The organism is Acidovorax sp. GW458-11-26-14-TSB4, from assembly GCF_059423865.1.
In genome coordinates this window covers 18,211-33,277 of record NZ_JBWKYR010000020.1, presented here as the reverse complement: position 1 = coordinate 33,277, position 15,067 = coordinate 18,211, and the positions used below count along the sequence as shown (strand labels likewise).

Annotated in this window: 18 protein-coding genes and 1 pseudogene; 7 read left to right on the top strand and 12 right to left on the bottom strand. The window is 65.9% G+C overall.

Features of this window, described 5'->3' with window-relative positions; genetic code table 11:
* Positions 1-47: 47 nt before the first annotated feature.
* Entirely contained in the window at positions 48-2,135 is a 2,088-nt protein-coding gene (locus tag AC07X5_RS26700) for a hybrid sensor histidine kinase/response regulator family protein (RefSeq protein ID WP_494772589.1), read from the top strand.
* Positions 2,136-2,297: 162 nt separating this feature from the next.
* Here AC07X5_RS26700 and AC07X5_RS26695 read toward each other — a convergent pair whose 3' ends face one another.
* The 4 genes from AC07X5_RS26695 to AC07X5_RS26680 form a co-directional block, all read right to left on the bottom strand.
* A complete protein-coding gene (locus tag AC07X5_RS26695; RefSeq protein ID WP_494772588.1) occupies positions 2,298-3,965 on the bottom strand; it encodes a response regulator in 1,668 nt (555 codons plus the stop codon).
* A gap of 11 nt (positions 3,966-3,976) precedes the next feature.
* Positions 3,977-5,497 (bottom strand): ATPase domain-containing protein, encoded by a 1,521-nt coding sequence (locus tag AC07X5_RS26690; protein ID WP_409955023.1) that lies wholly within the window; start codon positions 5,495-5,497, stop codon positions 3,977-3,979.
* A gap of 337 nt (positions 5,498-5,834) precedes the next feature.
* A complete protein-coding gene (locus tag AC07X5_RS26685) occupies positions 5,835-6,221 on the bottom strand; it encodes a DUF3253 domain-containing protein (protein WP_409955024.1) in 387 nt (128 codons plus the stop codon).
* Between the two features lie 35 nt (positions 6,222-6,256).
* The gene (locus AC07X5_RS26680) at positions 6,257-6,400 is read right to left on the bottom strand and encodes a hypothetical protein (protein ID WP_409955026.1); all 144 of its coding nucleotides are present in this window, start codon (positions 6,398-6,400) and stop codon (positions 6,257-6,259) included.
* Positions 6,401-6,982: 582 nt separating this feature from the next.
* On the opposite strand from AC07X5_RS26680, the gene AC07X5_RS26675 reads away from it, so the two are divergent.
* The 3 genes from AC07X5_RS26675 (at position 6,983) to AC07X5_RS26665 (ending at position 8,016) form a co-directional block, all read left to right on the top strand.
* Positions 6,983-7,198: a hypothetical protein gene (locus AC07X5_RS26675; protein WP_409955027.1), complete on the top strand. Its 216-nt coding sequence runs from the start codon at positions 6,983-6,985 to the stop codon at positions 7,196-7,198.
* 31 nt (positions 7,199-7,229) lie between these two features.
* Positions 7,230-7,496, top strand: coding sequence for a translation initiation factor IF-1 (infA, locus tag AC07X5_RS26670; protein WP_409955029.1), 267 nt, complete (start codon positions 7,230-7,232; stop codon positions 7,494-7,496).
* A gap of 241 nt (positions 7,497-7,737) precedes the next feature.
* Entirely contained in the window at positions 7,738-8,016 is a 279-nt protein-coding gene (locus tag AC07X5_RS26665; protein ID WP_409955030.1) for an RNA recognition motif domain-containing protein, read from the top strand.
* Between the two features lie 360 nt (positions 8,017-8,376).
* Here AC07X5_RS26665 and AC07X5_RS26660 read toward each other — a convergent pair whose 3' ends face one another.
* The gene (locus tag AC07X5_RS26660) at positions 8,377-8,763 is read right to left on the bottom strand and encodes a response regulator (RefSeq protein WP_409955032.1); all 387 of its coding nucleotides are present in this window, start codon (positions 8,761-8,763) and stop codon (positions 8,377-8,379) included.
* A gap of 55 nt (positions 8,764-8,818) precedes the next feature.
* Positions 8,819-9,106, bottom strand: a complete 288-nt coding sequence (locus tag AC07X5_RS26655; protein WP_494772587.1) for a hypothetical protein — start codon at positions 9,104-9,106, stop codon at positions 8,819-8,821.
* A gap of 83 nt (positions 9,107-9,189) precedes the next feature.
* Here AC07X5_RS26655 and AC07X5_RS26650 point away from each other — a divergent pair, with 83 nt between their 5' ends.
* Positions 9,190-9,792 carry a hypothetical protein gene (locus AC07X5_RS26650; protein WP_494772586.1) on the top strand — a complete coding sequence of 201 codons (603 nt, stop codon included), beginning with the start codon at positions 9,190-9,192 and terminating at the stop codon, positions 9,790-9,792.
* Between the two features lie 21 nt (positions 9,793-9,813).
* Here the strand turns inward: AC07X5_RS26650 and AC07X5_RS26645 are convergent, their stop codons facing one another.
* The 3 genes and pseudogenes from AC07X5_RS26645 to AC07X5_RS26635 all read right to left on the bottom strand — a co-directional run bounded on the left by AC07X5_RS26645 (position 9,814) and on the right by AC07X5_RS26635 (position 10,734).
* Positions 9,814-9,969 (bottom strand): hypothetical protein, encoded by a 156-nt coding sequence (locus tag AC07X5_RS26645; protein ID WP_494772585.1) that lies wholly within the window; start codon positions 9,967-9,969, stop codon positions 9,814-9,816.
* Between the two features lie 38 nt (positions 9,970-10,007).
* A pseudogene (locus AC07X5_RS26640) lies at positions 10,008-10,459 on the bottom strand (DUF1579 family protein).
* Positions 10,460-10,515: 56 nt separating this feature from the next.
* A complete protein-coding gene (locus AC07X5_RS26635; RefSeq protein ID WP_494772584.1) occupies positions 10,516-10,734 on the bottom strand; it encodes a hypothetical protein in 219 nt (72 codons plus the stop codon).
* Between the two features lie 152 nt (positions 10,735-10,886).
* On the opposite strand from AC07X5_RS26635, the gene AC07X5_RS26630 reads away from it, so the two are divergent.
* Positions 10,887-11,189 (top strand): YciI family protein, encoded by a 303-nt coding sequence (locus tag AC07X5_RS26630; RefSeq protein WP_494772583.1) that lies wholly within the window; start codon positions 10,887-10,889, stop codon positions 11,187-11,189.
* A gap of 18 nt (positions 11,190-11,207) precedes the next feature.
* Here the strand turns inward: AC07X5_RS26630 and AC07X5_RS26625 are convergent, their stop codons facing one another.
* Positions 11,208-12,155: a TIGR03571 family LLM class oxidoreductase gene (locus AC07X5_RS26625; RefSeq protein ID WP_494772582.1), complete on the bottom strand. Its 948-nt coding sequence runs from the start codon at positions 12,153-12,155 to the stop codon at positions 11,208-11,210.
* A 231-nt stretch (positions 12,156-12,386) separates the two neighbouring features.
* On the opposite strand from AC07X5_RS26625, the gene AC07X5_RS26620 reads away from it, so the two are divergent.
* Positions 12,387-12,884, top strand: a complete 498-nt coding sequence (locus tag AC07X5_RS26620; protein ID WP_409955044.1) for a YciE/YciF ferroxidase family protein — start codon at positions 12,387-12,389, stop codon at positions 12,882-12,884.
* Positions 12,885-12,962: 78 nt separating this feature from the next.
* Here the strand turns inward: AC07X5_RS26620 and AC07X5_RS26615 are convergent, their stop codons facing one another.
* Both AC07X5_RS26615 and AC07X5_RS26610 read right to left on the bottom strand, forming a co-directional pair.
* Positions 12,963-13,184 (bottom strand): hypothetical protein, encoded by a 222-nt coding sequence (locus AC07X5_RS26615; RefSeq protein ID WP_494772581.1) that lies wholly within the window; start codon positions 13,182-13,184, stop codon positions 12,963-12,965.
* 100 nt (positions 13,185-13,284) lie between these two features.
* Positions 13,285-15,063 (bottom strand): methyl-accepting chemotaxis protein, encoded by a 1,779-nt coding sequence (locus AC07X5_RS26610; protein ID WP_494772580.1) that lies wholly within the window; start codon positions 15,061-15,063, stop codon positions 13,285-13,287.
* Positions 15,064-15,067 lie beyond the last annotated feature (4 nt).

The window sequence follows — 15,067 nt, the reverse complement described above, 5'->3', positions numbered from 1 at the left end:
GCCCTGGTTCAAGGGAGGCCGCAGAATCGGTACGCTGGCTTCGTCTGATGGCTTTCCTGAGCGTGGCGGTGCCCCTGGCGATCTACGCCATCTTCGGGGTCGTCGGGTTCCTGCGTGCCACGGATGAAACCGATGCCCGCGTGTCGCGCTCCCTGCGCGTGGCGCATGAGCATGCTTCCAAGGTCATGGCCACGTCCGAAGCGGTCGCGGAAAAGGCGTTCTCCCTGGTGAACGGCAAGAACCCTCAGGCCCTGCGCAGCATCGAGGCATTCCTGCATGAAGAGCTGCGCAAGCGCAGTGTGGACCAGCCCCAGATCCAGTCCATCCTCATCCTGGATGCCCAGGGTCGGCCGATTGCCAGCAGCCGCCTGTTCCCCTTCCCGCGGGTCGATCTGTCGGACGGCGAGTATTTTCAGCACCACCTGAAGGGGCGAACGGGGCCCCATTTGTCCAGGCCGCTCGTGACCCGAACATCCAACGAACGGGTGTTGAACGTGAGTGTCCCCTTCGAGGACGACGCGGGCCAGTTTGGCGGGGTCATCAACGTGGCCTTGCTCACGTCCTACTTCCACGAATTCTATGGCGACCTGGTGGCCGACGAGCCCAACCTGGCGGTCACGCTGTTCCGGGGGGATGGCGAGGTGTACACCCGGTGGGCCCAGGGCGCCACCCCCTCGGGCAAGCTGCAGCCCGACGCGCCGGTGATGCAGCGCGTGCGGGCTGGCGAGGACTTTGCGCGCCTTCAAGGCATCTCGTCGATTGACCAGCAGGAGCGCATCATCGCCTACCGCAAGGTTGGCGGCTATCCCTTGTACGTGGCCACCGCGATGCGCCTGAACGTGCCGCTGCGCGAGTTGTTACAGCAGCTGGCGCTGCTGTTCGCAATGGGGGCGCTGCCGGTGGCCGCCCTGGTTGTCACGGCCAGGGCGGCGCTGCGAAGCGCCCGCGCTGCACACAGCACCTTGCAAGACCTGGAGAGGGAAACCGAAAGCCGCCAGCGGGCAGAGGAGGCGCTGCGCCAGGCACAGAAGCTGGAGGCGCTGGGCCGGCTGACCGGTGGCGTGGCGCACGACTTCAACAACGCCCTGATGGTGATCAGCAACAACCTGCACCTGCTCAAGCGCTCGGTGTCGCAGGCGGGCCTCCAGCAGATCGAGTCCAGCGCCCGGGCTGTCAAGTCGGCCACCAATCTCACGCGCCAGTTGCTCGCCTTCTCACGGCGCCAGCCCCTGGTGGCCGAGTACGTGCGGCTGCAGGACAAGCTCCCGGCCATCCGTGATCTCATCGCTCCAGTCCTGGGCAGCCGTGTGCGCCTGGATGTGCAGGTTCAGCCCGACACCGCGCCCGTATTCCTGGACATGAGCGAGCTGGAGTTGGCGCTGCTCAACCTGAGCATCAATGCGCGCGACGCGATGCCCACAGGCGGCGCGCTGTCCATCCATGTTCGCAATGCCGGGCCACGGCCCCTGGGGCCGCAGCGGGAAGACACCAGGATGGTGGTGATCGAAGTGTCCGACACAGGCAGTGGCATTGCGCAGGCCGATCTGGACAAGGTCTTTGAACCTTTTTTCACCACCAAGCCCGTGGGCGAGGGTACGGGCCTGGGCCTCAGCCAGGTGTATGGTTTCTGCCAGGGAGTGGGGGGGTATGCAGAGATCTCCAGCGATGTCGGCAAGGGCACGCAGGTCAGCCTGTACCTGCCCAGCACCGCTGCCCAGGCCACTGCGAACGAGCCTGCCCCAGACGCCCCGCTCAAGCCTCTGGGCATGCGCCTGCTGTTGGTGGAAGACAACGACGAGGTGGCCGAATCCCTGGTGCCGCTGTTGCAGTCGCTGGGCTGCAATGTCACCCGGGTGGATCGCGCCGACAAGGCCGCCCGCCTGATGGAGGAAGGCCAGCAGCCCGATCTGGTGCTGTCGGACGTGATGATGCCCGGCACGCTCAACGGCGAGGGCCTGGCACGGCTCATCCGTGAAAAATGGCCTGCGCAGCGGGTGCTGCTGATGACGGGCTATGCAGAGCAACTGGCCCGCATCTCGCAGCTGGGGTTTGACGTGCTGCCCAAGCCCTGCACGCCGCAGATGCTGCATGCCGCCATTGGCAAGTTTGCGGCCCCAGCCCACCGAAGCGGATGAATCGGCTGTGCGTGGATGCCCGGCAGTGCCGCTGGCGGCACGGCTCCCCATTGCGTCGCACGCACGGCACAACGGTCGTTGGCAAGCATGGCGCAGGCCTCGGCGCACCGGGGCGCATGGCGTGCGCCTCGAAGCACCACCCGCCTGCCGGGCCAATCCCAGTCAGCCCCGCGCACGCGCCAGCTCGGCGTCCACGGCGGTGCTCAGGGTTTCCAGGTCGAAGGGCTTCCTGAGCACTGATTGCACGCCCACCAGGCGCTCCACCTCGGCCATGTCGGCATAGCCCGTGGCCATGAGCACGGGAATCTGGGGATACAGCTGGCGAGCTGCGGCGACGAACTCGGCGCCGTTCATGCCGGGCATGAGGTAGTCTGCCATCAGCAGGTCGGGCATGCGGCGGCGCAGTTCGCGCAGGCCGCTCTCTCCATCGCTGGCCTCGCGCACGCTGTAGCTGAGCAGCCGCAGCCCTTCGGCGATGCCCTGGCGCACGGCATCGTCGTCTTCCACCACCAGCACCTCGGTGCGGGCTGCGGGGGTGGAGCTGCCGGGCGGGCTGGCCTGCGTGTCGATTCCGTCGCCTTCGTGCACATGCCGGGCTTGTGCGAAGCGCAGGGTCACTGTGGTGCCCTGGCCCTCGGCGCTGTGGATCTCCACGTTGCCGCCCGACTGGTGGGCGAAGCCATAGACCTGGCTGAGCCCCAGCCCCGTGCCTTCGCCATCGGGCTTGGTGGTGAAGAAGGGATCGAACACCTTGGCCTGCAGTGCCTCGGGGATGCCGCAGCCCGTGTCCTGCACGCTGATCTGCACCACCTGACCGCCGCGGGCTGTCTCCTCCAGGCGGGTGCGGATGGTCAGCTTGCCGCCTTCGGGCATGGCATCGCGCGAGTTGACGGCCATGTTGAGCAGGGCCATTTCGAGCTGCGCCCCATCGAGCCGCGCCCAGGTGGGGTCCTCGCACAGGTCCAGCTGCACCTGCACCTTGGCTCCGACCGACACCTCGATCAGCTCCTGCAGGTTCAGCACCATGGCGTTCACATCGTGCAGCCGGGGCAGCAGGCTTTGGGCGCGCGCAAAGGACAGAAGCTGTGCGGTCAGCCGGGCGCCGCGGTCCACCGAGGCCTTGGCCCGGCGCGCGTAGTCGGACAGGCGCTTTTCCGTGGCCAGCCGGATGATGAACTGCAGGTTCAGGTTGACGGCGTGCAACAGGTTGTTGAAGTCGTGCGCGATGCCACCGGTCAGCCGGCCGATGGCCTCCAGCTTCTGGCCCTGCACCACCTTGGACTGGATGCGCTCGCGGTCTGCGATCTCGCGCATGAGCCGGTCGTTGGCGCTGGCCAGGTCGTTGGTGCGGGCGGCGATCCGGGTTTCCAGCTCGGCGTTGAGCCGCTCCACGGTTTGCTTGGCCGCCTCTATGTCCGACAGGTGCTGCCGCGTGGTGTATTGGCGCTTGCGCGCGCGCATTGCGGAGCGCACCGCGCTCACCAGGGTCTCGGGGTTGACGGGGCGCTCCAGGATCACCAAGTTGCCCAGCTCCTGCAGCGAGGCCCTTGCCCGCTGCGAGCGCCGGCTGGCCTGGCGCGTGGCCAGCACCACGAATGGAAAATCGGACCACGCGGGTTGCCGGGCCAGGTAGTCGCGCAACTGGTCGCCCAGGCCCCCGGCCAGCACTTCTTCGGTGAGGATGGCGGCAGCCGCTGCCACCTCCAGCTCGGCCAGCAAGGCGGGTGCGTCAGGGCACAGCACACAGCGCACGCCATCGCCGCACACCACCGATTCGATGACTTTTGCATCGCGCCCGTAAGGTGCCAGAATGAGAACTCGGCTCTCCATTGACGGCACCCTCAAGAACCCGGTTGGTCAGTGTCGCCATCGCCCAGCAGGGGCTGGTGGCCGGTGTACCGGGCGGCTCCCACGAGTATGCCGTGGAAGTCCGACAGGGGCTTGCCGATCTCGATGCCGCGGGCGCCCAGGCGGAACTCGCGAATGGAGGTCTGGTGCTCCATGGTACGGCTCTTGATGACCGAGATGGCCTTGAGCACCTCGCCACGCGCTTCGAAGAAGCGGTACTGCACCATGGCATCGCTCAGGTAGCTCAGATCGATATCGCTCTTCATCTCTCCCACGGTGCCGTGCAGCGACAGGATGATGAGCGTGACCGCGCCCTTGAGGTTCAGGTAGGCCAGCAACTCGTGCATCTGCAGCAGCAGGTACTGGCCGCCCGGCATGGCCTGCATGTAGGAGTTCAGGCTGTCCAGCACCACCATGCCCACCCGGTCGGTTTCCACTGCATCGCGCACTGCCTGCGCGAACTGGCCGGGTGAGACCTCAGCCGGGTCGAACGATCGGATCAGCAACTGGCCACTGGCGATGAACGGGTCGATATCGAGCCCCAGGCAACGCGAGCGCTGGCGCAGCGAATGCAGGCCCTCGTCGAACAGGTAGAAGGCCACCCGCTCGCCCCGGCGCATGGCGGCCACGGCGCAACTGGTGGCGGTGGTGGTCTTGCCCACGCCGGCAGGGCCGGCGAGCAGCAGGTTGCTGCCTGGGGAAAGGCCCCCACCCAGCATCTCGTCGAACGCCGGCATGCCCGTGGACACCGGCGCATGGTCGAAGCGGCCGCCGTGCTCCCCTGCAGACAGGCGGGGAAACACCTCCAGGCCGCCCCGGTCGAGGTTGAAGTCGTGGTCGCCGCTGCGAAACTTGATGCCTCGCAGCTTCACCACGCGCAGCTGCCGCTTGTCGGGGCCGTAGGTGTTGGAGTTCTGGTTCAGGTGAATCACACCGTGCGCAATGCTGTGCAACTGCTGATCACCTTCGCCCGATGTCTTGTCGTCAAGCATGAGCACGGTGCAACCGATCTGTGCAAAGAAGCGTTTGAGAGCGAGTATCTGCCGCCGGTACCGCAGCGGGCTCTGGGCCAGCAGGCGCAGTTCCGACAGGCTGTCGAAGGCCACACGGTCCGGCCGAAGTTCGTCCACCAGGCGCATCACTTCGCGGGTGGTTTCGCCCAGCTCGACTTCGGACGGGTGGAGGATGGTCTGCTCGGCCTCTTCGCTCAGGCCTTCATCGCTCAGCAGATCGAAGATTTCGATGCCTTCAAGAGACCAACCGTGCGACTGGGCGACCTGGGCCAGCTCCTGTGCGGTTTCCGACAAGGTCACGTACAGCCCCCGCTCGCCCTGGGCGCGGCCCTCCAGCAAGAACTGCAACGCCAGGGTGGTCTTGCCCGTGCCCGGGCTGCCTTCGACCAGGAACAGGTGGCGCGTGGGCAGGCCTCCAGACAGCACGTCGTCGAGCCCGGCAATACCGGTCGAGGCAATGCCTGGTGTGGCAGAAGGTGAGGGGCTGTGAGCTTTTGGCAAATGGGTCCTTTCGGTGGCCCGCCGCAAGGGCGTGGGCTTATGGGGCCTTGATGCCACGAAATGAATGTTGCAACCCTCTGGAAGGCAACGCATCAACGCCTTGTGTGCATTTTGAATGCGTGGCCTGCCAAAGGCAGTCAGCCCATTTCGTCGGGAGAGGGCGGGCATGTCCTACACGGCACCAGCGCTGGTCGCGGCGGTCAAATGCGTGGATTGTGGCGACGGGCCGCTGCACGGCAATGCGCTGCAAGGCTTGGCGGTACGCCTGTTTGCGCCCACGCTTGGCGGGGCGAAGCGGCGCTATCCCCTGAGCGTCTCGAGTTCTAAATTCGTTGGATCAATCACCCGGCAATCGCCGCCATGCGTCGTTGCAAATGCTCGCCATGCCACCGGGCATGGCCGTGCTTTGCGCCTGGCCTGGCAGCGATTTCGGCAGATTTCGTTCTTCAACGGACTTGCAACTCAGGACACCAGGATGGCCCAGACGTATTGGGCCCACGGCACTGGCCGCACAAACGGGGCTGCCGCGCTGGGTGACCTGCAAGCGCCCCGCCGCAGACAGCCGGTTGGCGGCGTTGCGCACGGCAGGCATCAGCAGCCGCCACTGCGCCGGGCCAGTGCCGGCCGCCAACATCCGTGCCACTTCGGAGGGGCAGATGGTCTTGCCCGGCGCCCGCTTGGCCAGCAGCGCCAGGATGGCCTGCTCGATGTGCTGCGCGTCCATGGGTCGGCGGGGCGTGAGGGGATGGGGGGCGGGGCTCAGGGCCGTGCGGTTGGCGCTGCCTTGGCTGCAACAGGCGCGCTGTCGGTGGCACCGGGGGCATTGGCGCGGGCGCTGCTGTTGTGGGCCTTGTATTTCTTCCACAGGTAGCCGGCAATCGCCATCAGGATCATCTTGCGCATGGGGGTCTCCAAAATCAAAGCGCATAGCATCGGCTGCGGCGCAGTGGGCTGCTGTAGGAGGCCGGGGCGAGAGCATGTGGGCCAGGAGGTGGTGCGCGCGCTGCGCAATGAGCTCGCCCGCGCAGGCGTTTGCCGACATTCCGCACAAGCCGGCCTGCGACCGGCTGGAGATCGAGCCTCCTTGGCAGCCCATGGAGTCATGGGCGCGGACTGGTCAGGGCATGCTGGGAAAGCCTGGACCCCGGCAGTGTCGGACGCTGCCTCCATGAACACCGCCAAAGACGGATCGAACCCTGGGTAACCCAGGGTTCGCCTAAATGCCGTACACTGTATGCATTGGTAGAGGTTCTGCTCGTTGCTTCTACCTTGATTGTCACCGCACGGTTTCAACTGCCGTACAGGCATCAGCCGCCGACCCTTGTCGCCGCTGGCCGCACATCTTCTTCGGCGAGCTCCCTCGTCGGTCCGCGTACTTCAGCTCGCCGGATCGTCACCGACCTTTTCAGGTCTTTCCATTAGTCCAGGTACCAGGCACAGGCGCTCGTCAGCGCGTGTCCGATGCCGCGCGCGTTCTCGACCACCATGCAATCACCCAACATCCACCACGTAGGCCACTATCTGGTCACGCCCATTACCAAAGCCACTGACTGCGGCCAGTTCCTCGCGTCGGTGTCCATCCGTCGCGGGATGCACGACAGAGTATTTCGCTTCATTCCATTGTTTGACAGCGCCGCACGGGCCGGCGTGTATGCCCTGGCGCAGGGCCGGCTTTTTGTGCAACGCAACGAGTTGGTTTGACAGTCCGAACCCATCCCATCGAAGGAGCTACGTGGCCAAAGAAGACTTGATCGAAATGCAGGGCAAGGTGGATGAAGTCCTCCCCGACTCCCGCTTCCGCGTGACCCTGACCAACGGCCACATGCTGATCTGCTATTCGGGAGGAAAGATGCGCAAGCACCGAATTCGCGTCCTGGCAGGCGACAAGGTGACGATTGAAATGTCGCCCTACGACCTCAACAAGGGACGCGTCGTATTCAGGCATCTGGAGCCTCGCAACGGTGGCGGCCAACCGCCATTCGCGCGTCCTCAACGCTAGGGTCTGTCCCGAGGTCGAAATTCGTTGAACAAGTCTCCCGACAATCGCCGCCATGCGTCGTTGCAAATGCCCGCCATGCCACCCGGCATGGCTGTGATGGCTGCGCGTTGCGCCCAGCCTGGCAGTGATTTCGGCAGATTTCTTTCTTCAACGAACTTCCAACCCAGGACACTGGGGCCTGTGAACAGGCCCTGGTTTCCTTGACCTTTTTGCGCCGCCGCAGGCGCAACCGAGAGAACTGATGAACAACAAGCTTTACGTTGGCAATCTGGCATACAGCACAGGAGGTGAAGACCTCAAGCTGCACTTCTCTGCATATGGGCATGTCGTTTCGGCAGAGGTTTGCATGGAGCGAGACACAGATAGATCAAAAGGTTTCGGGTTCGTTGTCATGGACACGGCACAAGAGGCTGCTTGTGCAATTGAAGGCCTCAATAGCAAAGCAATCGATGGAAGGGCGTTGACGGTCAGCATTGCGCGTCCGTTGGCGCCTCGTGCTGACCGCGGCTTGACCAGGTAAGTTGTCGGACCAAGCGGGACACCCTGTGAATGGCACTCCACTTTCACTCGAACGGCGGGATGCGCTCCGCCTTGCGCTTCCAGCCATCGCCGGCCTATTGCGGGAGCGGCGAGCCAACGAGATCGACACGGCGGCAATTGAAGACCTTGTCGAACTTTCTTGGCTGGAGTGGTTTGGGGGGCGGCTCCAATTGACCCAGACGGGTACCAACATATGCCAGCAACAGCGGGGTGCGGGTGGTCGACCAACGGACTGGTGACCGATCTCTTGCCTGCACTTGCGGTCGCTGCCATTTCCCTTTATGAAGAGCGGCCGATACACCGCATCCGGTTGCTCATGCCGTCTCCGAGCAAGCACGCCTCAGCGCATTTCACCGATGGAGATGCAGCGATCGAGAAACAAGTCGATCTCCGTGGACTTGTCGAAAATGCCGTCGGCACCTAACTCAGTGCATTGGCGCCTCATCTCGTCGGTAGCGTAGTTGCTCAAGACAATCGCATGCTGCCCTGGCTCCCTGGCTTGTACCTGCTTGAGCACATCAAGCCCCGAGCCTGCGGCGAGAAAGAGATCGACGATGATGAGTTCCCATTGACCGTGCCATGCGGCCAGGGCATTCGCAGCCTCTTTGGAGGTGGTTGCCCACGCCACCACTTGCGTATGCCCCAATTCTCGCAATGCAGGGACTAGCGTATCGCGTATGGTTCGGCTATCTTCGACGAGAATGGCGATCAACGGGGCTTTGGTCATCCGGTTCACCTAGATGCGGGGTTAGGATGTTCCATCGAACCCATTGGGCCTGCATTCATCCAGTTGTCTTGTAGGTGCCCACGCCGACACAGTCCATACCGGACGATGGTGTTTTTGTGGAGACTTCATCATGACGCCACCCAAAGATGCCGTTGTCGCAGAGGATCCCGGGTTCGAAATTCGGTGAATAAATATCCCGACGGACTGCCCCCATGCGCCGCCAGCAAATGCTCGCCATGCCACCCGGCATGGCTGTGCTTTGCGCCTGGCCTGGCAGCGATTTCGGCAGATTTCTTTCTTCAACGAACCTCCAACTCAGGCCGCTGGCCAGCGGCGTTACCATCCATCAACGCCTGCAGCCTGGGGCGCCCCAAGGCCGCATTTCTTCCACCTCCCACCCCGTCCGAGGGGCTTGCCTTGATGATGATGACGCGACGACATTTCCCATCCCTGCGGGGATACCTGGCCCAGGCCGCCTTGCTGGTGGCGTGCCTTGCGGGGCTTGCCGCGCCACGGGCCGTGCTGGCGGCCGAGCTGGATGCGCAGCGCCAGGCTGTCCTGCAGTCCATGTACCAGGAGGATGCGGTGCTGACGGAGAAGGTCCACCGTGACTTCTGGTCCGGGTTCGACAGCGGCGTGGGACAGCCGGATACGCAGGCATCGATGGCGCGCCTGGCCGTGGTGCTCAGGAATTCCCTGGAGTTCGAGCGTGCCCAGGTGCTCAGCCAGAAAGCCAGCATCCGGCAGCGCAAGCCCGTGGTGGACCCCGGCTACGAACAGGCCCTGCAAAGCCGGCTGGAGATGCTGCGCGCGCGCAAGCTGCCGCCCGACAACGTGCTGGCCAAGGACAAGGCGTTCCGCGAATCGCTGGTGCCCATCTCCCAGGGCAAGGCCATCGAGGCGCCCAACGGCTCCAAGATCCTGATGAACGACTTCATTCTCGACAAGGTGCTGCGCAACATCGAGGCCACGCACGCCCGGCTGGAGCGGTTGCTCAACCCCGTCTGGACAGCGCACGCCATCAACTGACCGCCGGTGCGTTGCCCGGGCTCAGTGTTCGGAGTCGTTTCCTTTTTTTCCGGTGACGGCCGAGACGATCACCTCGACCACCAGGGCGAGTACCAGTACGACGCCGGCGGCCTCCGGCTGTCCGGCCACGTACAGCCCCAGCGTAACGAGGATGCCGGCCGCAGAAAGATAGTGCATGGGTTTCAAGGCGTGCGTCCCGGGGAATGGGCGAGCTGTCACGCCTCGGGGCGAGCCGGCACGCGGCGGTAGTTCACCTCCACGGCCAGGGCCTCGGTGCCATCGAGGGCGATGTTGTACATGCGCAGGTCCAGCGTGTCGTCGCCCAGTTGCTCGATCACCGTGCGCCAGCCCCAGCGGGTGCCGCCCGGGCCTTCGCTGTAGCTTCCCAGCATCGACAGGCGCGGGTCGCCGCTGTCGCCGGTGCTGAAGATGATGGAGGTGCCGGTGCCAAAGCTCTCGGCCCAGGCCGATTCGTACCTGCGCTCGTCCAGGTGGTGGGCGATGAGGGCCACGCCCTCATGGGCTCGCCGCGGCAGTGGCCCGTGTACTCGTGCAGCAGCATGCGCCCGCCCAGCAGCACGCGGATGCTGCCGCGCTGCACCGAATCCTCGGCCGGCGTGCCGGGCTCGAACCAGGGGCGAAAGCGGCCCTCCCACTGGCCCGCCATGCGCGCCAGCCGGGCGTGCGCGCCGCTCGCCCGCGAGGCCTCGAATGTCTGGCGGCTCACAGCGCGAACCCGTCCAGCAAGAGCTGCTGCGAGCCACCCACCAAGGCGACCAGCGGCTTGGTGCTCACGGGCAGTGCCGCGGCAGCGGCGATCATGGTGCCCCGCGTGGCAAAAAGCTTGCCTTCGCCCACCAGCGCACCGGTCTTGCGGTCCACGATGCGCCCGGCGATGGCCGAGCCCTCGGGGTCACCGGGGTCGGTTCTCTGGTAGACCATCACAAGCGCAGCGCAGGGGAGTTGTGCCTCGGGACAAGCCCATGAAGCTACCGATCGTCGCGCCAAGCAGCGGGGGGTGTTACAACTCCGGGGCGCGGGCAGACCCGTGCTTGCCCGCCCACCTTCCATCCGACCCAGCCCACCATCCGCCCATGAACGAATACATCCTGCTCATGCACGAAGACGCGAGCGACCGCGCCGCCTCCAATGATCCGGAGCAGTGGGGCCGCTACCTCGGCTGGCTGCGCAGCACCGGACAGTTCGACGGCGGCAGCGAGATCGGCGCCGGCCAGCGCTGCCGCAAGGGACAGCCCGGCGAGCCGGCCGCGCGGAACATCGGCGGTTTCATCCGCGTGCGCGCGGCCAGCCTGGACGATGCGCGCCAGTTCCTGGCCGGCAACCCGGTGTACGAAGCCGGCGGTACGGTGGAGGTGCGCGAGTTGCCGCGGTCGTAGCGCCGGGGCGCCTTGTCGCTACAGCCGTGGCAGCACCTGCTCGCCGATCTCGCGCAGCACCTCGGCCGGCGCGCGGCCGTTGCCCTGCGCCAGGTTGAACAGCACATGCCCCACGCCCATGGCCTGCATGCGCGTGAGGTAGGCGATCAGTTCATCGCGCCCGGTGCGCAGGCCCAGTTCCAGGGGCGTGGCGGGTGCGGCCGGGTCGGGCAAAAGGTCGAGCTGCACGGACTGGATGAAGGGCTTGCGCTCGCCGCCGGCTTTCTGCCCCAGCGCCTGCTGCCACAGGTGGATGCGGCCCTGCTGGCGCGCCTCTTCACGGTGGTAGCTGGCCCAGGCATCGGCGTTGGCAGCGGTCCATTGCAATGATTGCCGGGCCGAGCCCACGACGACCATGGGGATGCGTGCTGCGGGTGGCAGCATCAGGTCATAGCCGCCTGTGGCATCGAGCAGCACCTGTCGCTCCTGCGCATCCGGCGACAAGGCTGCACGCACCAGTGGCCAGCGTGCGCGGAACGCCTCGCCGCGCGTGTCCAGGGATTCGCCGAAGGAGGCGAATTCTTCGGGCCGGTCGCCCGAGCCCATGCCCAGGATGAAGCGGCCGTTGCTCAGGCGGTCGAGCGACAGCGCCGCCTTGGCCACATGCAGCGGATGCCGCAGCGGCAGCACGATGGCCGCCGCGCCGATGGCGATGCGGTGGGTGGCGGCGGCCAGCGCGGCCAGCCAGAGAAAGGGGTCGTCGAGCGCGCTGGCGGTGTTGTCGCTGCCCTGGGGCACCATCAGCGGTACATCGCGTGCCCACAGGGCGGCAAAGCCCAGTTCGTCGGCCAGCGTGCCCAGGCGCAGGGCCTCGGGCAGGTCGGCCATGGCGCCGGCTGCGTGGCCCCACGGCGTCATGAATCCGAGCGTGAGCCGCCCGGGCTGGAAGACCTGCGCGTGGCCGGCGTTGAATGAAGACGACAACATGGCGCGAAGGATAGGGCCATCGGCGGATGCCTGCGCGCAAGGTGGCCAAACACCTCGGCCCGGCAAGGTCGCCCGGCGCCTGCTTGTTTGCCAGCCTCGCGGCGGCTGCGGGCCCACAGGCTCCCGGGCATCAGCGCATGCGTGCGCGGCGATCCGGCGTTGTCTGACGAAGCGGCAATGGATCCGCAATCACCATGGCGTTTTCAAACCAACCCACCAAGGAGCATTGCCATGGCCGTGAAAACCGTCGAAGATCTTTTCCTTCACGAACTGTCGGACACCTACAGCGCCGAAAAGCAGATGACCCGCTCGCTCCCGCGCATGGCGCGCGCCGCCGCCGACCAGCAGCTGGCCCAGGCCTTCATGGACCACCTGGAGGAGACCCGTGGTCAGGTCGAGCGCATCGACGAGATCGTGGAGATCCTGAACCTCAAGCTCAAGCGCATCAAGTGCGCTGCGATGGAGGGCCTGGTGGAGGAGGGCAAGGACCTGATCGACGAGATCGACAAGGGCCCGGTGCTCGACGTGGCGCTCATCGGCGCGGCGCAGAAAGTGGAGCACTACGAGATCGCCAGCTATGCCACGTTGATCGCGCTGGCCACCAAGCTCGGCTACACGCCGGCCCTGCCGCTGCTGCAGGCTTCTCTGGCCGAGGAAAAGGCCACCGACGACAAGCTGGGCAAGCTCGGCCAGGCCGTGGCCATCGAAGAGGCTGTGCAGCAACCGTGATGCGCGCCAGGACCGGCCCCGCGCCGAGATCGGCCCCCTGCCGCCGCGCCAGTCGTGGCGGCAGCACCCACGCCTGGCTCACTTCCTGGCTTCCTGCACCCAGCCCGCCAAGGTTCCCAGGTCCACCAGTTGCCCATCGGTCGCAGGGCCCCGGTACATCAGGTGCGGTGTGCCGTGGTCGTTGGTGCCCAGGGCATGCCCGCCGGGGTAGACGCGGTGGCGGAGATTGACAGTGTGGTCGGCCACGACCCGCTGGCCGGTGGAAAAGCACTGCGGCAGGCTGCGCTCCGCCCAGTCCATGGGGCTGGGCGCAGATGGCGAGGTTGAAGTCCGGGTTCTTGTAGGGCAGGCAGTGGGATCCGGCGGCGTCCAGGCCGGCCGCAAGGGACCGGCCGCGCTTTCAGAAGCTTTCCCAATCTTCATCCCCGCCCCCGCCTGCCTTGGCCGGCGCCTTGGGTGCTGCGGCTGTAGGGCTGGCCGCTGCGGGCCCCTTGGGTGCCGCCAGCCGGCTGGCCGAAGCTGCCTTGGTGGCAGGCTTGGACGTGACCGCCGCGCGCGCAGCCGGCGCTGGCATGCCCATTGGCTTGCGCACCGCCGGTGCCGGCGCCGGTGCGCGGTAGTTGCCTGCACCGCTGCCGTCGCCCGCCAGCCGGAACACCGCCACCGCGTTGACCAGCTCGCCCGCCTGGCTGTTCAGGCTGCTGGCCGCTGCCGCCATCTCTTCCACCAGCGCCGCGTTCTGCTGCGTGGCCTGGTCCATCTGCGTGACCGCTTCTCCCACCTGGCCCACGCCTGCGCTTTGCTCGCTGCTGGCCGCGCTGATCTCGCCCATGATGTCGGTCACCCGCCGGATGGCCGCCACCACTTCGGTCATGGTGGCTCCTGCCTTGTCCACCAGTTGCGTGCCTTGCTCCACCCGCTCCACGCTGGCGGTGATCAGGCCCTTGATTTCCTTGGCCGCTTCGGCGCTGCGCCCGGCCAGGCTGCGCACTTCGCTGGCCACCACGGCAAAGCCCCGGCCTTGCTCTCCTGCGCGCGCCGCTTCCACCGCTGCGTTCAGGGCCAGGATGTTGGTCTGGAAGGCGATGCCGTCGATGACGCTGATGATGTCGGCGATCTTGCTGCTGCTGGCGTTGATGCCTTTCATGGTCTCGACCACTTCGGCCACCACGTCGCCGCCCTGCACGGCCACGGTGGAGGCGTTCAGGGCCAGCTGGTTGGCCTGGCGTGCGTTGTCGGCGTTCTGGCGTACGGTGGAGCCCAGTTCTTCCATGGAGGCGGCGGTTTCTTCCAGTGCCGAGGCCTGCTGCTCGGTGCGGGCCGACAGGTCGTTGTTGCCCGAGGCGATCTGCGCGCTGGCCGAGGCCACGCTCTCGGCGTTGCCGCGCACGGTGCTCACGGTGGTCACCAGGCTTTGCTGCATGCGCTGCAGGGCGCTGAGCAGTTGCCCGGTCTCGTCCTGCGATTGCACGACGATGTCGCCACTGAGGTCGCCTGCGGCAACGCGGTCGGCGGCCTGCACGGCCTGGGCCAGGGGGCGGGTGATGGAGCGGATGATCGCAAACGCCAGAAAGATCGCCACCGCGATGGCTGCCACACCGGCAATCATCACGTCGCGCTGCAGGGCCGATGCGGCCGAGTCGGCCTCCTTGCCAGCTTCGGTGGTGAGTTGGGCCTGGAACTCCACCTGTTCGCGCAGCGTCTTCTGGTAGTCGAGCTGGGCGGGGCGCAGCTTTTCTTCGAGCAGCTTGATCGCCTCATCCTTCTGGCCTTTCTGGGCCAGCGCGAGAAATTCATCACCGGCCTTGAGGAACTCGGCCCGGGCCTTGAGCATGCGCGCCAGTATTTCCTCGCCCTTGGGCGAGGAGATCAGCGCATCCAGCAGCTTGTATTGATCGCCCGTGTTCGCCCGCGCGGCGGTGATCTGGTCCACGGCTGACTTGGCGATAGGCTCTGAACTGAAAAGGACCAGGTTGCGAAACTGGATCGCCTGGGTATTCACACTGTCCGCCAGAACACCGAGCGACTTGGTGATCGGTATGCGTGTGTCGACCACGTCGTGCAGCTTTTCGCTTTGGTGGGCCGACCGCAAGAGGCTGATGGCGCCCAGTGCAATCAGCAGCAGCACCATCGCGGCGAAAGCGAGCGTGAGCCGGGTGGCGATTTTCATCTTGTCCATGGTG

Bases quoted from the DNA above. Each gene is read 5' to 3' on its own strand.
- AC07X5_RS26700 (WP_494772589.1), top strand. From the start codon at position 48: ATGGCTTTCCTGAGCGTGGCGGTGCCCCTGGCGATCTACGCCATCTTC.
- AC07X5_RS26695 (WP_494772588.1), bottom strand. From the start codon at position 3,965: ATGGAGAGCCGAGTTCTCATTCTGGCACCTTACGGGCGCGATGCAAAA.
- AC07X5_RS26685 (WP_409955024.1), bottom strand. From the start codon at position 6,221: ATGGACGCGCAGCACATCGAGCAGGCCATCCTGGCGCTGCTGGCCAAG.
- AC07X5_RS26680 (WP_409955026.1), bottom strand. From the start codon at position 6,400: ATGCGCAAGATGATCCTGATGGCGATTGCCGGCTACCTGTGGAAGAAA.
- AC07X5_RS26675 (WP_409955027.1), top strand. From the start codon at position 6,983: ATGCAATCACCCAACATCCACCACGTAGGCCACTATCTGGTCACGCCC.
- AC07X5_RS26665 (WP_409955030.1), top strand. From the start codon at position 7,738: ATGAACAACAAGCTTTACGTTGGCAATCTGGCATACAGCACAGGAGGT.
- AC07X5_RS26660 (WP_409955032.1), bottom strand. From the start codon at position 8,763: ATGACCAAAGCCCCGTTGATCGCCATTCTCGTCGAAGATAGCCGAACC.
- AC07X5_RS26655 (WP_494772587.1), bottom strand. From the start codon at position 9,106: ATGGTAACGCCGCTGGCCAGCGGCCTGAGTTGGAGGTTCGTTGAAGAA.
- AC07X5_RS26650 (WP_494772586.1), top strand. From the start codon at position 9,190: ATGACGCGACGACATTTCCCATCCCTGCGGGGATACCTGGCCCAGGCC.
- AC07X5_RS26645 (WP_494772585.1), bottom strand. From the start codon at position 9,969: ATGCACTATCTTTCTGCGGCCGGCATCCTCGTTACGCTGGGGCTGTAC.
- AC07X5_RS26635 (WP_494772584.1), bottom strand. From the start codon at position 10,734: ATGGTCTACCAGAGAACCGACCCCGGTGACCCCGAGGGCTCGGCCATC.
- AC07X5_RS26630 (WP_494772583.1), top strand. From the start codon at position 10,887: ATGAACGAATACATCCTGCTCATGCACGAAGACGCGAGCGACCGCGCC.
- AC07X5_RS26625 (WP_494772582.1), bottom strand. From the start codon at position 12,155: ATGTTGTCGTCTTCATTCAACGCCGGCCACGCGCAGGTCTTCCAGCCC.
- AC07X5_RS26620 (WP_409955044.1), top strand. From the start codon at position 12,387: ATGGCCGTGAAAACCGTCGAAGATCTTTTCCTTCACGAACTGTCGGAC.
- AC07X5_RS26615 (WP_494772581.1), bottom strand. From the start codon at position 13,184: ATGGACTGGGCGGAGCGCAGCCTGCCGCAGTGCTTTTCCACCGGCCAG.
- AC07X5_RS26610 (WP_494772580.1), bottom strand. From the start codon at position 15,063: ATGGACAAGATGAAAATCGCCACCCGGCTCACGCTCGCTTTCGCCGCG.